Annotated in this window: 20 protein-coding genes; 7 read left to right on the forward strand and 13 right to left on the reverse strand. The window is 37.4% G+C overall.

Annotated elements, in window-relative coordinates; all coding sequences use genetic code 11:
* Positions 1-3: 3 nt before the first annotated feature.
* The 7 genes from QVL57_RS04065 to QVL57_RS04095 form a co-directional block, all read right to left on the reverse strand.
* On the reverse strand, positions 4-486 hold the full coding sequence (locus QVL57_RS04065; protein ID WP_290075934.1) for a PRC-barrel domain-containing protein: 483 nt from the start codon (positions 484-486) through the stop codon (positions 4-6).
* Positions 487-550: 64 nt separating this feature from the next.
* Positions 551-1,090: an adenine phosphoribosyltransferase gene (locus tag QVL57_RS04070; RefSeq protein ID WP_290075936.1), complete on the reverse strand. Its 540-nt coding sequence runs from the start codon at positions 1,088-1,090 to the stop codon at positions 551-553.
* The gene (locus tag QVL57_RS04075; protein WP_290075938.1) at positions 1,077-1,838 is read right to left on the reverse strand and encodes a cytochrome c1; all 762 of its coding nucleotides are present in this window, start codon (positions 1,836-1,838) and stop codon (positions 1,077-1,079) included. Before QVL57_RS04075 ends, QVL57_RS04070 begins: the two co-directional genes overlap by 14 nt.
* Positions 1,832-3,109: a cytochrome bc complex cytochrome b subunit gene (locus QVL57_RS04080; protein WP_290075940.1), complete on the reverse strand. Its 1,278-nt coding sequence runs from the start codon at positions 3,107-3,109 to the stop codon at positions 1,832-1,834. The genes QVL57_RS04075 and QVL57_RS04080 overlap by 7 nt, the downstream gene beginning before the upstream one ends.
* Before the next feature lie 3 nt (positions 3,110-3,112).
* The gene (gene petA / locus QVL57_RS04085; RefSeq protein ID WP_290075942.1) at positions 3,113-3,661 is read right to left on the reverse strand and encodes a ubiquinol-cytochrome c reductase iron-sulfur subunit; all 549 of its coding nucleotides are present in this window, start codon (positions 3,659-3,661) and stop codon (positions 3,113-3,115) included.
* A 47-nt stretch (positions 3,662-3,708) separates the two neighbouring features.
* Complete coding sequence (locus QVL57_RS04090; protein ID WP_290075943.1) at positions 3,709-4,950, reverse strand: CCA tRNA nucleotidyltransferase; 1,242 nt, start codon at positions 4,948-4,950, stop codon at positions 3,709-3,711.
* Between the two features lie 11 nt (positions 4,951-4,961).
* Positions 4,962-5,462 carry an N-acetyltransferase gene (locus QVL57_RS04095; RefSeq protein WP_290075944.1) on the reverse strand — a complete coding sequence of 167 codons (501 nt, stop codon included), beginning with the start codon at positions 5,460-5,462 and terminating at the stop codon, positions 4,962-4,964.
* A gap of 70 nt (positions 5,463-5,532) precedes the next feature.
* On the opposite strand from QVL57_RS04095, the gene QVL57_RS04100 reads away from it, so the two are divergent.
* Positions 5,533-6,423, forward strand: coding sequence for a metallophosphoesterase (locus QVL57_RS04100; protein ID WP_290075945.1), 891 nt, complete (start codon positions 5,533-5,535; stop codon positions 6,421-6,423).
* On the opposite strand, the gene QVL57_RS04105 is transcribed toward QVL57_RS04100, so the two are convergent.
* Together QVL57_RS04105 and mnmA are read right to left on the reverse strand one after the other, a co-directional pair.
* Positions 6,418-7,350: a cation diffusion facilitator family transporter gene (locus QVL57_RS04105; RefSeq protein ID WP_290075946.1), complete on the reverse strand. Its 933-nt coding sequence runs from the start codon at positions 7,348-7,350 to the stop codon at positions 6,418-6,420. The two genes, QVL57_RS04100 and QVL57_RS04105, sit on opposite strands and share 6 nt — an antisense overlap.
* A 19-nt stretch (positions 7,351-7,369) precedes the next feature.
* Positions 7,370-8,545, reverse strand: coding sequence for a tRNA 2-thiouridine(34) synthase MnmA (gene mnmA, locus QVL57_RS04110; RefSeq protein ID WP_290075948.1), 1,176 nt, complete (start codon positions 8,543-8,545; stop codon positions 7,370-7,372).
* Between the two features lie 143 nt (positions 8,546-8,688).
* On the opposite strand from mnmA, the gene QVL57_RS04115 reads away from it, so the two are divergent.
* Positions 8,689-8,961 carry a DUF1153 domain-containing protein gene (locus QVL57_RS04115; protein ID WP_290075950.1) on the forward strand — a complete coding sequence of 91 codons (273 nt, stop codon included), beginning with the start codon at positions 8,689-8,691 and terminating at the stop codon, positions 8,959-8,961.
* Here the strand turns inward: QVL57_RS04115 and QVL57_RS04120 are convergent.
* Entirely contained in the window at positions 8,958-9,311 is a 354-nt protein-coding gene (locus tag QVL57_RS04120; RefSeq protein WP_290075951.1) for a hypothetical protein, read from the reverse strand. The genes QVL57_RS04115 and QVL57_RS04120 overlap by 4 nt on opposite strands.
* 386 nt (positions 9,312-9,697) lie before the next feature.
* On the opposite strand from QVL57_RS04120, the gene ctrA reads away from it, so the two are divergent.
* On the forward strand, positions 9,698-10,414 hold the full coding sequence (gene ctrA / locus QVL57_RS04125) for a response regulator transcription factor CtrA (RefSeq protein ID WP_290077397.1): 717 nt from the start codon (positions 9,698-9,700) through the stop codon (positions 10,412-10,414).
* 54 nt (positions 10,415-10,468) lie between these two features.
* On the opposite strand, the gene QVL57_RS04130 is transcribed toward ctrA, so the two are convergent.
* Positions 10,469-11,137, reverse strand: a complete 669-nt coding sequence (locus QVL57_RS04130) for a histidine phosphotransferase family protein (protein ID WP_290075952.1) — start codon at positions 11,135-11,137, stop codon at positions 10,469-10,471.
* 121 nt (positions 11,138-11,258) lie between these two features.
* Here QVL57_RS04130 and QVL57_RS04135 point away from each other — a divergent pair, with 121 nt between their 5' ends.
* The 3 genes from QVL57_RS04135 (at position 11,259) to QVL57_RS04145 (ending at position 14,076) form a co-directional block, all read left to right on the forward strand.
* Positions 11,259-11,858 carry an EipA family protein gene (locus QVL57_RS04135; RefSeq protein ID WP_290075953.1) on the forward strand — a complete coding sequence of 200 codons (600 nt, stop codon included), beginning with the start codon at positions 11,259-11,261 and terminating at the stop codon, positions 11,856-11,858.
* Positions 11,859-11,900: 42 nt separating this feature from the next.
* Positions 11,901-12,665, forward strand: a complete 765-nt coding sequence (locus QVL57_RS04140) for a hypothetical protein (RefSeq protein WP_290075954.1) — start codon at positions 11,901-11,903, stop codon at positions 12,663-12,665.
* A gap of 97 nt (positions 12,666-12,762) precedes the next feature.
* On the forward strand, positions 12,763-14,076 hold the full coding sequence (locus tag QVL57_RS04145) for an NCS2 family permease (RefSeq protein WP_290075956.1): 1,314 nt from the start codon (positions 12,763-12,765) through the stop codon (positions 14,074-14,076).
* Positions 14,077-14,104: 28 nt separating this feature from the next.
* Here the strand turns inward: QVL57_RS04145 and hemF are convergent, their stop codons facing one another.
* Together hemF and QVL57_RS04155 are read right to left on the reverse strand one after the other, a co-directional pair.
* Positions 14,105-15,019 carry an oxygen-dependent coproporphyrinogen oxidase gene (gene hemF / locus QVL57_RS04150; protein WP_290075958.1) on the reverse strand — a complete coding sequence of 305 codons (915 nt, stop codon included), beginning with the start codon at positions 15,017-15,019 and terminating at the stop codon, positions 14,105-14,107.
* Between the two features lie 27 nt (positions 15,020-15,046).
* Positions 15,047-15,493, reverse strand: a complete 447-nt coding sequence (locus QVL57_RS04155) for a tRNA (cytidine(34)-2'-O)-methyltransferase (RefSeq protein WP_290075960.1) — start codon at positions 15,491-15,493, stop codon at positions 15,047-15,049.
* Between the two features lie 279 nt (positions 15,494-15,772).
* Here QVL57_RS04155 and QVL57_RS04160 point away from each other — a divergent pair, with 279 nt between their 5' ends.
* Positions 15,773-17,611, forward strand: a complete 1,839-nt coding sequence (locus QVL57_RS04160) for an ABC transporter ATP-binding protein (protein ID WP_290075961.1) — start codon at positions 15,773-15,775, stop codon at positions 17,609-17,611.
* Positions 17,612-17,613: the final 2 nt, after the last annotated feature.

Raw genomic sequence — 17,613 nt, forward strand, 5'->3', positions numbered from 1 at the left:
AGCTTAGCGTGCCCAACGACCTTCATATTTGAATTCTGGTGCAGCTTTTAAGCTGTCTTTGCTGGCATTGGTGCTAACACGCCAAGTACCGTTATTTAGGCTCATATGAACCGTAGATGGATCTACCACTACATACCGCTCGCCTACACCTAAGAAGCCACCAACAGCAATCACTATACCTTCAACATGGTTTTTACGGATTACTAGGTCTTTGATTTCTCCGATAGTTTCGTCGCTATTGTTCTTTACATTAGCGTTTATTATGCTAGAGGCAACAAAGTCTGTTTGGTCCGGCGTCACATAATGTGCTACGTCACGTATAACTTCTTTTGTGGTAACAGTGGTAGTTGCCGCTGTATGCATGGGTTGGCCAGTTGTATGGCGCGTTACCACAGTGGCGGGTGCGGTGATAGTAGCGGCAGTATCAGCCAAAGCAGGGCTTAAGAACAAAACCGATGCTGCTGTAGAAAGTAATAATTTTTTCATTTCACGTCTCCTTAATAGATACGAGCTTAACGCGTGCGTTTGTGATAGGTTCCCTTAATCAAGCTTAAGTATCATATTTTAAGAGGCTATGTGTGGCTACTCCAAGCTCTTTTAGTTTGGCAGAACCATTTAAATAAGGTAAATTTATGATAAAGGCGGCAGCTATTACTTCAGCACCGAGCTTATGCAATAATTTTGTTGCTGCTATGGCCGAACCGCCAGTGGCGATAATGTCATCTACTATTAAGATTTTTTCGCCTGCTTGTAGGGCATCGCTATGCATTTCCATTTCATCTATACCATATTCTAAGCTATATGCTATGCTTACAGTTTTGTAGGGTAATTTACCTTTTTTTCTTATGGGTATGAATCCGGCGTTTAATTTAGCCGCTATGGCGCCGCCTAGGATAAAGCCGCGAGATTCTATTCCGGCAACTTTATAAATTTGTTGATTTTGAAAAGGCTCGGCCATTGCTTCAATGGTATAAGAAAGTGCCGCTGCATCGCCCAAAAGGGTAGTTATGTCCTTAAAAGCTACATTTTTAACTGGATAGTCTTGAATAGTTCTTATAGAATTTCGCAAAAATTCTTCATTTATTTTCATAAGTTTTTCCTTTGTTATTTGTGGGAGAAGAAAGCTGTTTATAAAAATCTTGTTTTAAAGCATAAAGTAGAAGCAATACTACAAATAAAAAACTTATTACACAAAATCCTAGCTGTTTACGCTCAATAATATGAGGATTTGCACACCAATATAAGAACGCCGCTATATCTTGGGCGTATTGTTCCGTAATTTGCGGGGTGCCATCGGCATAATTTATAGCGCCGTCTATTAGCGGCGGTGGCATATTGATTCTGTCAGATTTATAATAATAGGGGTTTATAAATTCTGAGCCCTTTGAAGTATAGCCAGTTAAAAGAGATGCTACATAGTCGGCGCCGCTGGCATAGCTAAAATTAGCCTTGCTGCGTACGTTTACTATGTTAGATAGGTCTGGTGGCATTGCCCCATTATTTGCGGCTCTGGCTGTAACTTCATTTGGAAAAGGGTCCGGAAAATGCCCGTTTAGTTTATATTCTTTGGCTAATAATAAAATTTGTTGTTTAGAATAACCGATTTCGCTTAAGTTATCGATCGCTACATAATGTAAAGAATGGCAGCTAGAGCATATTTGTTTATATATTTGCAGTCCGCGTTGTAACTGTGCTTTATCATAGACGCCGAATATACTATTAAAGCTCCACGCGTAGCTTTTTGGTGCTTTTAAAGGATAAGTTGTGGCATGGGCTATATTGTTGGTGCCAAAGCTTACAAAGGCGAATAAGACTAATTTGGTTAAAAGGTTTACCATAGTTTAAAGGATTTTTTCGCTATATTTATTGCGTGACTGGGGGCTTTTTTATTTATTTTTTTCATTGAAGCTTCCAATAGCGGTGTAAATGGTATTATTACCAGAAAAAATATAAAATAATAGCCAGTTCCTATTTGGCTTAAAGATATAGCTAAAGGGGTAGGGGGTTGGTAGCCTAAATAACCTAGCAGTATTATATCAGCTATAAATAACCAAAATCCTATACGATAAAGGGGCCTGTTTTTTGCAGCAGATAAAGGAGAGAAGTCCAACATAGGCAAAAATAGCAAGATAATTAATGAGGAGATAACTGTAAAAACCCCTATGGTGCTAGCGCTAATAAATCCTATTTTAAAAGTTGCAGCGCGTAGCATAGTATAGAATGGTACAAAATACCACTCTGGTATTATGCTGGTTGCTACATTTGCTGTATCACCCTCTATCAGACTGTTTGAAGTGTGTAGTAGATCTGGCATATAGAATATGAATAAGGCAAATAATAAGGCGAAACAACAGATAGCTATACAGTCTTTTATAATTCCATATGGAGCAAAAGGGACAAACTCTTCGGGTTTTACCAACTTTAGTCCGTCTGGGTTGCTTTGCCCAACTCGATGTACAGACCAGATATGTAAAAAAACGAAGCTACATAAAATAAAAGGTAAGATAATATGCAGGGCATAAAGTCTAGTTAAGCTATGCTGACCAAGCGTGGTGCCGCCCAGTAAAGCGCCAGATAAGTAAGGTCCAATTAATGGTATTTTTTCGATAAAATTGCTAATGACGGTAATAGCTGTGGTAGATACTAAGCTCCAACTTGTAACATAGCCAGTAAATGCTATAAAAAGCATAATAAAAAATAATATCACCCCTATTAACCAAACTAGCTCTCTTGGCTTTTTATAAGAGCCGTAATAGAGGCTTCGGGCCATGTGAATATATATGCTTAAGAAAAAGAAAGATGCTCCAATGCTATGTATAGATGTAAAAAGCCAGCCAAAATTTACGCTGCGTTTTATATATTCTTTACTTTCAAAAGCCATTGAAACCTGTGGAACATAATGCATAGCCATTACTATACCGCTAAAAATTTGACTTACTAGCATGAAAAGGGCTATAGCGCCAAATGTGTAAAAATAATTTAAATTATAAGGTATTAGAAAATTAAATATATGCTCGTATAAAAAACGCGGTAAAGGCAAGCGCTCATCGATCCAATTACCTAACCGCGTTGTAGCTACATAAGATTTGCGATGATTTGCCCCAATCATTTTTTAGCCTATGCGTAACAAGGTAGGAGAAATAAATTTATACGGAGGTATGGCTAAATTTTCTTCAGCTGGTCCCGATAATACTCGGCCAGCAGTGTCATATATAGATCCGTGGCAAGGACAAAATATTCTGTTATTCTCAGCAATTTGATCTAAAAGTGGGCAGCCCAAATGTGTACAGCGATTAATATAAACAAGCCAATTTTCATGTGCTGTACCGCCGCTTCTAGCAATATCTGTTGCTTCGGTCGTCGGGTCTAAATTTGCATTGCGGGCTAATTTGTCTTTTAGTTGATTTAACGGAATAGATTTTGCATAAGCAATTTCGTTGGCGGTACGGTTTCTGATAATTATACTTAGCCCGTGCCATTTCGTTTGCATAGCTTTTCCTGGCGCGATAGTTGCAAGATTTATATCCAGTAGGACATCGTTATAAGAAACCATGGTGGGTTGTAATTGGCGCCAAAAACTATATGAAACGGCTGCGTTGGCTATTATGCCAGCCAGTCCAGTTGCCAGTAATAAAAACTCACGTTTTCGTTGTTTTATCACGTCGTGTCCTTTAGCTTCAAACGCTAGAAATATTGCTCTATTTTATATCACAGCTGATCGAGCTTTACAAATTTAGCTAATAGCTCTTCTTTCGTTGCTGTACAATCATTATTTAACCAGGTTTCTTTTAGCTGCTCTAGCGCATTTCCGATAGCGGGTCCTTGTAGTTGCTTTAATTCCATTAAATCATTGGCTTGTATAGGAAAAATCGGTATTGGATCGTTCAGGCTTTGGGCTAGAAGGCTTACGTAATAATTCAGAATAGTTGGTTTTTGAAAATTTTTAGCTATAAGTAGCTTTAAATTATCTACAATAGCTATTCGTGGGTTTTCATATAATAATTTCTTTATTGGCGTTTTATCTTCTATATTAGTTAGTTGAGCCCAAGCTTTTAAGCGATATTTTTCTTTATTTGAAAGTTTTAATCTTTTTGCTATCATTTCTATAGTATCAAGATTTTTGGGTATTATGGCCTCTAGCCTAAGTAAATAATTATTCTTCGTAGGCCAATTAAAATGCTGCTCTGCTTTTATTAAGTTATGTATAGAATCTATGCCCCATTTTTTGCTTTCTATTAAGATTATTTCTAGCACGCCGCTTTGACGCATCCATAATAATGCGCGGCTAGGGTCTGGAGCGCTTAGGATGTTTTTGAGCTCTGCCCATATGCGCTCAGCTGAGATTTTTTTTAAGCCTGTTTTGTAAATGGTACAGTTTAGTATGGCTGCTCTGTTTGGGCTGCCGGTGCCGTAATAGGCATAGAATCTAAAAAAACGTAATATTCTTAAATAATCTTCTTGGATACGCTGAGCTGCATCGCCTATAAATCTTACAGTGTGTGTTTCCAGGTCTTGTATCGCATTTACATAATCATAAAGATTGCCGTCTTTATCTAAGTATAATGCATTTATGGTGAAGTCTCGGCGCTGGGCATCCTCTTGCCAATTTGCGTCAAAACTAACTGAGGCGTGGCGGCCATCCGTTTTTATATCTTTTCTTAATCGTGTAATTTCAAATTTTTCATTGGCAGCTATAAGCGTTAGTGTTCCATGGGCAATACCAGTTGGTAAAATTTTAATATTATATGAAGCAAGGTAAGCGGTGATATCGTCTGTGCTACAAGTAGTAGCTAAGTCTATATCAGTTGGCGCTATGTTTAGCATAGCATTTCTTACTGCTCCGCCAACTATTCGTGTTTCATGGCCATCTTTACTTAAAGCCGTTAATATTTCTTGCAATTGGTCTTTTTTTAACCATGTGAGATCAAATTTTGCATTATGCTTTTCCATGATGCATAAACTTAAATGTAAGGTAAAACCAAGCCAGATAAATTTTGACTAGCGCCTGGACTAAGTTCAAGTAATAAAATGCGTGCTGGGTTTACCGGAGCAGGTAGTATTAAACCACGGCTATTTAATTTGGCAAAGCCAAATTTTTTGTAATAGTCTATATCGCCGATAAGCATAATAAGTTCGCTTTTTAATGGAGCTTCTTTTATTTTATTTATTGTCATAGTTATTAGCTGGCTACCAAGACCCAGATCGCGATAATTGCTATCTATGCCAACGGGGCCTAGTAAAAACGCCTTAGTTTGGCCCAGTTTTATAGGTGTTATTGTTGAAGAACCTATGAGTTTGTCATTATCGTATATAGTAAAAGAAAGATCTGGTTCTGCATGGCCGCGTTCTCTCAATAGATGCGCAGCCTTTGTAAAGCGTGTAGGCCCAAATATTTTGGCATGTAATTTATTTATTTGCTCGCAATCTTGCTTTTTTTTTGTATTAAATTTAAAATTCGACATAGTATTTTATCCATTTTGAATATAATTATAGATTACAATATTTTTTATGTTACATCTATAGTTTTTCTTTATGTTTTCGTTAATACATTTTTCTGACATACATTTAATGCCGTTGCCTAAGATAAAGTTGGCTTCTCTGTTTAACAAACGAGCCCTGGGCTACATAAATTGGCAAAAAAATCGTAGACATTGCTATGAACGTCGGTGCTTGGATAGAGTTGTAGAACATATATTGGCACAGCAGGCTGATCATATAGCTTTTTCAGGGGATTTTGTAAATCTCTCTTTGCCTAAAGAATTTAAAAATGCAAGGCTTTGGTTAGAGAAATTAGAGATGCCTAATAAGGTTTCTATCTGCTTTGGTAACCATGATGCTTATATAGCTGGAGCTTATAAACAGGCATGTGAAACATTTTTTCCGTGGTTAATTAGCGATGATCTAGAAGATTTTGTCATAGCATCTCTTTTTCCATGTATTAAAATATGTGGAGCTTTAGCAGTAATTAGTGTTTCCAGTGCTATAGCCACACCACCTTTTATGGCAGCTGGTTATGTGGATAATTTGCAATTGGAATATCTTGGCGAAATATTATCTATCTGCGCTAAGAAAAATTTATTTCGTATTGTTAATATACATCACCCGCCAATAAGCGGTGCTACTACCTGGTGGAAAAAATTATGGAATATGGATGCTTTACAAAAAATTTTATTGTTGCATGGTGCCGAGTTGATTATACACGGCCATACTCATAAAGCTTCATTAAATTATTTAGCGAATATACCTGTGGTTGGTGTAGGCAGCGCAAGTCAGCCAAATAGCAATGTAGTTGGAACGGCGAATTATAATAAATTTTCTATTGTAAAAAATCTAGATTGTAAATGGGACTGCTATCTAACTCGTTATAGCTTTATGGATATTAGTAATACTATCGTAGAGAGCCAATGCAAAAAAATTTTATGAGCCACTAGTAGAGTGGCATTGGGCTTCTTCCTCTGGTTCTATATGAATCAAAACCCGTGCGGTAGGAAAGTCCTTTTTTAGCGCCATTTCTATGGTGTCGCAAATATTATGGGCTGTGTTAACACGCATAGCTGCTGCAACAACCAAATGAAATTCTATAAATATTATGCTACCTGCAGTACGAGTTTTTAGTTCATGGGCTTCAATAGCTCCAGCAGCATTATTGCTTATAATTTCTTTTATTCTTTGATAGGTAGTATCGTCTACGCAATGGTCCATTAATCCTTGTACAGAATTTTTTATTATTTTATAGCCCTGCCACAATATATTAGCTGCTATAGCAATGGCTATTATAGGGTCAAGAAAATAATAGCTGCTAATATAGCTAACCATTACTCCTACTATTACCGCTATTGTGGTGCCTACATCGCTTAGCATATGTAACGCGTCGGCTTTTAGTGCTATAGCATTATATTTTTTTGCTTGCTGCCAAAGTAACCCCCCCCATAAACCTTGTAAAATCGCTGCAAGCGAACTTATTATAAAGCCGTTATTAAATTTTATGCTTTCATGCTGTAAGCTTAATCCCAATATTGCTTTTTTTATTATTATTAAAGCTGCGATAAATATTAGTGAGCCTTCAAAAGCGGCTGAAAAATATTCGGCTTTATTGTGCCCGAATGGATGATTCGTGTCGGCGGGACGCATACTGATTAATATAGCTAGCCAAGCTATGGCAGATATTATGATGTTAACTATAGATTCTATGGCATCTGAATAAAAGGCTATAGATTGGGTTTTGTAATATGCATAATATTTTAATATAAAAATTAAAGAAGAAACTAAAATAGAAGCCAAAGATACTAAGCCTAAATGCGGGCTAAGGTTTGCTTCTTTTCCGAAACTGGGCTGTTCATGTATTAGCATTTAGGGTTGCGCTCTTTCCTTAATTTTTTAGGTTTTGCAGTAATCGTTCTAATTCTGTATCCTTTTTGCAGCTGTCTATAAACCCACCACCCAGCATCCTAGCTTCTGCTTGGTCGCTGTCAAAGAACACGCAAGCTTGTCCTGGAGCTACGCTTTCTTCGCCATTGGTAAAAACTATAGTAAATTTGCTATTTAGATAATATAGTTTTGCTTCCTTGGCTGGGCGGGTGGATCTGACCTTTACATATATAGATAGGCCGGAATTGCCAATTTGCTCAGCGCCAATTTCGCCTAGCCAATTTACTTGCGATAAGGTAACCTCATATGTAAGTAAAGCTTCTTTGGGGCCTACTATTACGCGTGAGTTCACGGCATCAAGCATAATAACATATAGCGGTTCTTTATATGCTATGTTTAGCCCACGCCGTTGCCCGATTGTGTAGTAAAAAATACCGTTATGCTGCCCAAGAGTTTCTCCATTTATATGAATAATATCACCAATCTTGCGTAACCCGGGGGCAGTTTGTTGGCTTATCAGGTCAGAATATTTGCCTTGTGCTACAAAGCATATGTCTTGGCTATCTGGTTTATTAGCTATATTAAGATCCATGGAAGATGCTATTTCTCTAACTTTGCTTTTAGGTATATCGCCCAATGGAAAACGTAAATAGTCTATTTGTTCTTGGGTAGTAGCAAATAAGAAGTAGCTCTGATCTCTATCTAAATCAGCTGGGCGATACAAAGCTCGTTTAGAGCCTAATTTAAGATTTTTTAAATAATGCCCGGTAGCCAGAGCGTCTGCTTTAAGTTCTCTTGCAACTTTGAGTAAATCTACGAACTTCACAGTTTGGTTGCACGCTATACATGGTACGGGGGTTTTCCCATTAATATAATCATTTATAAATGGCGTAATTACTTGGTTATAAAATTTTTGCTCATAATCTAATACATAATGTGCTATATCTAACTTTTCACATACTTGTCGGGCGTCTTCAATATCTTGCCCAGCACAACAGGTACCCGGGCGGCCGCTAGATGTACCGCTATCATATAGCTGTAGAGTTACGCCCACAACGTCATAATTTTGTTGTTTTAGTAAAGCTGCTACTACGGAAGAATCAACCCCTCCAGACATAGCAACTACTACTCTAGTATTTTCTGGAGCTTTTAAAAAGCCTAAACTATTTTCTTGCATAATTTTATCTTTTATAGCTTTGTTTAACGCAAAAAACTAGTAAAAAATGCTAACCAAAGGAATTTTTTAGTAGTTTGTTAAAGCTAATCCGCTAAAGCTAATTTAATTAAGTTGTTGTATCATATTTTAATAAGATTAAGCTAATGTCTAGTAACGTGAAAAATGAAGTGCGATATGTAAAAGGTCCAGATGGCTATCCTTTGACTATAGTCAATTTACCACCAGCTGGGACGCGTAGATGGGTAGTGCGACGTAAGGCAGAGGTAGTAGCCGCTGTGAATGGTGGGCTTATTAGTCTAGAAGAGGCTTGCACCCGTTATAAATTAACTATTGAAGAATTTATCTCTTGGCAAAGTTTAATTGATATGCATGGCTTACGGGGGTTGCGTACAACGCAGGTAAAAAAATACCGCTAGGCGGTTTTGTAGGCTGATGGTATAGCTTTTTCAAATAATTTTTGCTGCATTTTTTCGATTTCCATTCGTAAACTTTCAATCTCAGTAGTTAACGCATCTTTTTGTGTTGTTAATTCTTGTATTGAAACTAGCAATTTTTCTTGCCTTAGGGCCGCATCTCTAGCGCTTGGCGGATAATTGTAATGTTTGGGATCAGAAATGCCCAAGAGCTTTTCTTGTTCTTTTATATGTAACTGTAATTGCGTAGCTTTATGCTGAAACCGCTGCAGAGTCTTTTCTAATAACGTCGTTTGCTTGATTTTGCTGGTTAATTGGAAAAGCTTTAGCTTAGTTATGCTGTCCTGCTTCATTATTTTTACCTATTATATGCTACGTTACATTCAGTAATTGTAAAATTATAGGGTTAAATCTATGTAAATAGTTTGCTTATAGTGTGTTAACCATTAAGCTTAAGAAATATAGCTAATATATTATTACCCTTAAAGTTGAATCGTTGGTAAAGCTAGCTTTCGAGATAGTTTTTTAATAAGTATAATTTTTACTATTGTTAATTTAGTTACTTTTTGTTAACCATTGCGTAGTAAATATCTTTTCAAGGCAAGCAGATTTTCGTTATTGCCAAGTTAGAATGAGTTATCCGTTTTGGGTGTTTCCGCACCGTGTATAAATATAAAAATTCGGCAAGTTTCTTTGTCGTAGATAAAGATGCATCTTAAATGATGGAAAGGTTTTGAAAATGCGCGTTTTGTTAATCGAAGATGACAGCAGTTTGGCTCATAGTATTGAACTTATGTTGAAAACAAAAAGTTTTAATGTGTTTGCCACCGAATATGGTGAAGAAGCTATAGAGATAGCCTCGCTATATGAATATGATATAATTTTGCTTGATCTTAATTTGCCTGATATTTCTGGTTATGATGTATTGCGCTCATTGCGCAATAAGAAAATTAGGACTCCTGTGCTGATACTTTCTGGTTTAAATGAAATCTCCGACAAAGTGCGCGGTTTTGGCACCGGGGCTGATGACTTTATGACTAAACCATTTCACCGTGAAGAATTGGTTGCTAGAATGCAGGCTATTATTCGTCGTTCAAAAGGTCATGCTCAATCTAAAATAACAACTGGCGAGCTAGTTGTTAACTTGGATAATAAAACGGTTGAAGTTGCAGGAACGCAAGTACATCTTACAGGTAAAGAATATCAAATGTTGGAGCTATTAGCCCTGCGCAAAGGTACAACTTTGACTAAAGAAATGTTTCTAAACCATTTATATGGCGGTATGGACGAACCTGAATTAAAAATTATAGATGTTTTTATTTGTAAACTTCGCAAAAAGATAGAAAAAGTTTCCAATGGAGTGGCCTACATTGATACCGTTTGGGGAAGGGGATATGTAATGCGAGATTTAGATTCTACGAAAGAATTAACCCCAGCTTTAAAATATACAGCTTAGTAGCAAATTACACTCCAATTATTTGGCCAGATCTTCCGAGATTTGGCCCTTTTTTTACCTATAGGTAGCAATTATAATTAGTTGAGTTTCACTATGTTTTAAAGTTAGCTCTATGTGTGCTTGCTCCGCTAATAGCAAGCTGTAATAGGTTTGGATGTTATGAGCATTTATTTCGCTAGAGTTAAGCTTGCCAAAAGCCATGGCTGTTAGATATGATGGTATTTGTATGTGTTCAGCTTTTGCTTCTAGAATAAAAACTTCTGATTGTGGCGAGCGTGTATTATTAAATAGCGTTGCTACTATTTCACCTCCGCGTGGTAGCATTTTGTTGGTTATGCAGATTAAGTTTAGTAATAATTTTATAGCAAATTTAGATAAATTTTCTGGTAGCTCGCTCCAGTTAAGATTAGCTTTTTCGTGTTGCATATAATGCAAAGCTACTTGTTGTGCTTCGGTTAAATCTATCTGGCTTTCAGCTCCGCCATAAGCGCCAAAGGCTAGTCTGTAAAATTGTAATTTATGGGTAGCCTTAATTGCTGATTGTTGTAGCAATTCTACAATATCTGACTGAAATCCATCGTCTTCGCTAAGTTCTATAGCGTTATTAAGCGCACTAATAGGAGAAATAAGATCATGGCATAGTTTGCTAGTTAAATAAGCGCTAAGTTCTGTAGCGGTTAGCGTTTCTGTTAGTGGCGGCAAAGGAAGAGTTGTGTTGGTCATAGGATATTTTACTTTTAAGGTTGAATCAATAATACTTTAGAGTAAAAAAGTAAAATTAAGTTAAATTTAAAAATTACTTGTTATAATTATAAGGTAGTATCAATTTGCTAAGAGTTTATTCATGTTTTCTAGAATTAAATATTTTAATAATTTTATGCGTTTAATAATTTTATTTTTTTGTTGTTTTGCTGGGGTAGCTAACCTTAATGCAATTGCAAGCGAACCAGCAGCTAGTAATAAAAATTATGGGCTACCAGAGCTTATAGAATCTGGAAATAAGTTTTTTGGCACGACAACAGGTAATTTAGCAAGTGTGTTTGAAAAAATATTTTCAGCTTATGGCGCACCTAATTCTTACATTTTAGGACAAGAAGCTTCTGGAGCTTTTATAGGTGGATTAACCTATGGTGAAGGCGTTGTTTATAGTAAAAATAGCTCCACGCGTAAGGCGTTTTGGCAGGGCCCCACGGTAGGTTGGGACTTTGGTGGTCAAGGTTCCCGCTTGATGATTTTAATTTATAACCTAAATAATATAGATAGTTTATGGCGTCGCTATGCTGGTCTTTCTGGTTCTGCTTATTTTGTGGCTGGGGCAGGATTTAATATTATGCGTAGCGGAGACATTATTTTAATACCCGTGCGTACAGGTGTAGGAGCGCGTCTTGGTGTAAGCTTTGGTTATTTGAAGCTAACGCCGACTCCCACATGGAATCCGTTTTAAAGGTATTTATTATTAAAACTTCTAGCAAGGCATGAGGGCTTTATGGTTATACAAGCAGCTTTATTTTTCATATTAGGCATTGCAGTTATTACCTTTGTGCTAATATTGCTAGCGCCTTTTGTTTGGCGGCGTATGATGTTTTTTGCGCGAAAAATATGGCGGGCCAGACTGCCTGCTTCTATACGAGAAGTAGAAGCCGATAAAAATTTTCTTCGTGCTCAACATGCGGTACAAATGGCCCGGCAAGAAGAGCGATATAAATTGCTCCAGCGTATTAACGACGAGCAACAGCGGCAACTAGATCGCAATCAACAACAATTACAGCGCCTTAATGAAATAGAAGGGCAAACTGACTCTATGCATAAGCAGGTCTTAGGCTATAAAGATATGCTGCAGACAGAGCAAGAAAAAGTAGATAATGTGTTGATAGCGCATGGTCAAAGTTCTAAAGAGGTACGGGACCTGTTTTTTAGAGAAAAGCTTACCCGATTAGATGTTGCTAGCTATGAGGCAAATTTACACGAATTGCATAAAAAAATTGATGATTTGCATAAAAATTATGCCTCTTTGTATGAAACTAAGTCAACTGAACCATTTGAGGCGACAAAAGAGCAAGAGGAAAATTTTGAAAATGCTACGGTCTTACGTGATGAATTAAAAAATTTAGTGGCTACTATAATTTCAAATATAGTACAAAAAGATGAAGAAATAGACAGGTTGATTAAAATAACTGGCAAGAACAAAAAGCAGGGCAGCTTGGCGGATTACATACATAAAAAACTCACAATTAAACAAAGGCAAGAATAATCTTATATTTATTTTCTTAGGAAAATTTGTTAAATAGTTATGTGAGCTATAATAAGTTAGCTTACACATTCTATCTAGTAATATATAAGGAAGCCTTATGTTTGAGAAATTATTTAATCTTAAACACCATAATACCAGTATAAAAAATGAATTTATAGCTGGTTTAACTACTTTTCTTACTATGTCATATATTTTGGCTGTTAATCCGACCATTTTATCCACTACAGGTATGGATAAAGGTGCTGTTTTTGTTGCAACTTGCCTAACGTGCGTTTTAGCTACTGCTATTATGGGGTTTATGGCTAATTGGCCAGTGGCTTTAGCTCCGGGTATGGGGCTTAATGCATTTTTCGCTTACAATGTAGTAGCCAATATGGGCTATAGTTGGCAGCAAGCATTAGGCATTGTTTTTATTTCGGGAGTAGTTTTTGTTCTATTGAGTATTACAGGGGCAAGAAAATGGATTATTGAGGGTATCCCTTCTTCACTTTGTGCTGCCATCGCCGCTGGTATAGGGTTTTTCTTGGCTTTGATTGCTCTCGTAAGTGCTGGGATTATTGTAAAAAATCCTGCTACAATAGTTGGACTAGGTGACGTTACTAAAGCGCCGCAATTGTTGGCTTTGTTGGGGTTAGTTATAATTGTTACTTTGCATTATTTTAAAATACGTGGTGCTATATTACTTGGCGTGTTATTTATAACTTTTTTGTCATATTTTGTAGATCCGCAGCCATTTCATGCATTGTTGCATAGCGGCCCCATATCCATGCCTCCATCACTCAAACCTACTTTGTTAAAATTGGATTTATTGAGTGTTTTACATTCCGGCCTATGGAGTATTTTGCTTGTGGTGGTATTGATGGAAATGTTAAATGCAACAGGGACGTTAGTTGGATTAGGTAAGCAGATAGGTATTTTAAAAACGGATATAGTAGAAGATTCAGGGTTAGGGAAAGCAGTTTTAGCGGATAGTTTTGCGATATTGGTCGGATCGTTACTTGGTACAAGCAGTACAACTGTTTTTGTAGAAAGTGCAGCAGGGGTTGAAGCTGGCGGACGTACAGGGCTTACGGCTGTAGCCGTGGCTATTTGCTTTATATTTGCTCTTTTCTTTTGGCCTTTAATTTCGGTTATTCCCCCCTATGCTACAGCTCCAGCTTTATTATTTGTTGCCTGTTTGATGATAAAGCAATTTAATTTTATTAATTGGGATGATGTTACAGATTCAGTGCCAGCAGCCTTGACTGCTTTGATAATGCCACTTAGCTACTCTATAGCTATAGGCATTGCTTGTGGGTTTATCGCCTATGCAGTGATGAAAACTTTTACAGGAAAATGGCGACAAGTCCATATTGCTACATGGGTTATTGCTATTTTATTTTCTTTGCGATTTGTATACATGCATCATTAGTATTGTCAATGTTGGAGCAAAACTCAGTTTATGGAAAGCGAACACTAGGCGGCATAGAAGATAGAATAGCCTCTACATTGCCGCCAGTTTTTAGGCCAAAAATAGTTCCTCTATCATAAAGTAAATTAAATTCTACGTAACGTCCGCGTTGTATCAGTTGCTGTTCTCTTTCCTCTGGCGTCCAGATTTTAGTAAAATTACGCCTCACAATAAGCGGGTAGATATCTGCAAAAGTTGTGCCAACTGCTTGAGTAAAAGCAAAATCTGCCTCCCAGCCATGTTCAGTTGTATCTGATTGTAGATAATCATAAAAAATACCGCCAACGCCTCGTGCTTCTTTTCGATGCTTTAAATAGAAATATTCGTCACACCATTTTTTCATATGTTCATAATCTGCTACGGCTTTATGCTCGTTGCAGGTTTTTTTAAAAGCTTCATGAAAAGCTATGGTATCTACATCTGTTTCGAGGCGGCGCTGGGCTAACATGGGCGTTAAATCAGCGCCTCCTCCGAACCATTGCTTAGAGGTAATGATCATACGGGTATTCATATGCGCTGTTGGGATGTGGGGGCTATAAGGATGCGCGATTATAGAAATTCCGCTGGCCCAATAATGAGGATCGATGTCCGCTCCTGGGATTTGGTCGCGAAATTCAGGTGAAAATTCGCCATACACGGTAGATATATGTACGCCAACTTTTTCAAAAACATTGCCGCGCATTATAGACATTATACCACCGCCTTGTCCTTCGGCTTTTTGCCAGGGTTTTTGCTCAAAAACAGGAGATGGGTTAGAATTGTTTTGTATTTCGCTAAATTCCTGCTCTAGCCCTTCATAAGACTGACAAATGTTATTGCGTAGCGTTTCAAACCATAAGGCAGCGTGCTTTTTTTTATTTTCGATATTATTTGGCAAGTTGTACGATTTTTTATAATCTGGCATTTTTCTAGCTTTGCTATAGCATTAACGTTATGGTTTGCAGGCTTGGCTAGCAGCCATGGCTACGCTTAAAGCTAGATTAAGAGATCTAGCAGATTTTTGCATCGGTATATGCAGCTTTTCATCACAGAGCTTATGGATATAATCTGGCGCGCCAGCAGATTCGCGACCAAAAAGAAGTATATCTGCAGGACTATAATCTATTTCATAGTAAGAGCGGGTGGCTTTTGTAGTAAATAATAATATGCGCTTTTGTTTAGTTTTTGCATAATCGTAGAAATGTTCCCAACTTAGATGCTTATGTAACTGAGCTAACTCTAGGTAATCCATGCCAGCTCGGCGAAGATTTTTATTTGAGATGTCAAATCCAGCAGGCTCTATTATATGTATATCTATCTGTAAACAGGCGCCAAGCCTTAATATCGCACCAGTGTTGCCTGGTATATCTGGTTGAAACAGTGCAATAGAAACTTTCATGGTTTTTATAATACTCTTTACTTGGCCTCATTGTAAAGTCTTATTGCACCTATTCGCATTTTAATAGCTGCTAGAATAAAATAGCATAAATACCCCCTGGTTTCTTTCCTTAATTTGTGGTATAAATTAGGAATGCTTTAATCTTATGTGCTTAGTAACTCTGTTTTCCCACCACAGGGAATAGTTGTTATACAATTTGGCGCTTAAATATTTTTTACAATTTAGTTGTTTTGGTATAGTCGAGCTTTAGGCTTGTTATACTTTCTAAGAGGTATTCACATGTTTTCATGGTTTGAACAGCGGATAGATCCGTTTCCGCAAAATCCGGTTGAAAAACCTAAAGATAGTTTAGTTAACTTCTGCCTGCACTATACCAAAGGCATGTGGAAGTGGCTGGTGCTTATGTCAATTTGCACGGCGTTTATAGCGGTTGCAGAGGTGTCGCTATTTGGCTTTCTTGGTCATATAGTGGATTGGGTATCTACTAGCTCGCCAGAAAATTTCTTTTCTACGCATATATATCAGTTGCTATTAATCGGGCTGCTAATTTTGATTATTTTGCCAGCAATTGTTGCTATACAAAATATGATAATTCATCAAACTTTGATGGGGAATTATCCTATGCGTATAAGATGGTCTATCCATCGTTATTTGCTTAGTCAATCGTTGTCGTATTTCCAGAATGAATCTTCTGGTCGTATTTGCGCTAAGATCATGCAAACATCTTTGGCAGTGCGTGAAACTGTAATGAAACTTTTTGATGTATTAAACTATGTTATAGTATATTTCAGCGGTACGCTAATTTTGGCAGCAGCAGCAGATTTACGTTTAATGCTACCTTTTGCTGGTTGGTTGCTAGCCTATATAAGTCTGTTGTGTTACTTCATACCTCGTTTGCGAGTTGCTTCGGAAAAACAGGCTGATGCTAGTGCTATGATGGCTGGCCGTATAGTAGATGCTTATACTAATATATCTATTGTCAAATTGTTTTCGCATAACGCACGCGAAGAAGCTTATGCAAAAGCTGGTATGTCCCAATATAGTAACGGTGTGAATAACCAGATGAGATTGATTTCTCAATTTTCTATTGGCATTTATTTCCTAAATTGCTTATTGCTCTTTTTTGTGGGAGCGGTTGGTTTATTATTATGGCAAAAGCATATTGTACTAGTTGGTGCCGTAGCTTCAGCAACAGGGCTTGCCTTGCGTTTAAATGGTATGTCTCAATGGTTGATGTGGGAAATGTCTGCATTATTTGAAAATCTTGGTATAGTCGAAGATGGTATGAGAACTATTGCTAGGGATCGTCTTATTGAAGATAAGCCTGGAGCTGCAACACTAAAAGTTACTAAGGGTGACATAGAGTTTAAATCGGTAAATTTTAACTATACCGAAAATCGCACTTTGTTTAAAAACTTCAATCTAAAGATTGAAGCAGGGCAAAGAGTTGGTATAGTTGGCCGATCTGGCTCTGGTAAATCCACCTTGGTAAATTTATTGCTACGTTTCTATAATGCAGAAAATGGTGGTATTTTTATTGATGGCCAAAATATAGCAGATGTGACGCAAGAAAGCTTGCGAGCTAATATAGCAATGGTTTCACAAGACACGTCTTTGCTACATAGAAGTCTACGCGAAAATATAATGTATGGCAAGCCAACGGCGAATGAATTAGAAATGTTGCAAGCGGCAAAAGATGCTGACGCTCTTGATTTCATACAGAGCCTGGAAGATCATAAAGGTAATAATGGTTTTGATGCTTTGGTTGGCGAAAGAGGAGCAAAGCTTTCTGGCGGACAAAGACAAAGAATAGCTATTTCGCGTCTGATCCTAAAAGATGCGCCGATTCTAGTTTTAGACGAAGCAACTTCTGCTCTTGACTCGCATGCGGAAGCTGAGATACAGCAAAATCTTGACCGTTTAATGCAAGGCAAAACCGTTTTGGCAATAGCCCACCGATTATCTACCATAGCTCAAATGGATCGATTAATCGTTATGGATGCAGGTGAAATTGTAGAAGATGGCACGCATGAGCAGTTGTTAGCGAAAGACGGACTATATGCGCAATTGTGGCATAGACAAGTTGGTGGCCATCTAATTTTAGATAAGGTTGCATAGCT

It is taken from the genome of Bartonella sp. TP (assembly GCF_030406085.1).
In the GTDB taxonomy this organism is placed as follows: Bacteria; Pseudomonadota; Alphaproteobacteria; order Rhizobiales; family Rhizobiaceae; genus CALTWN01.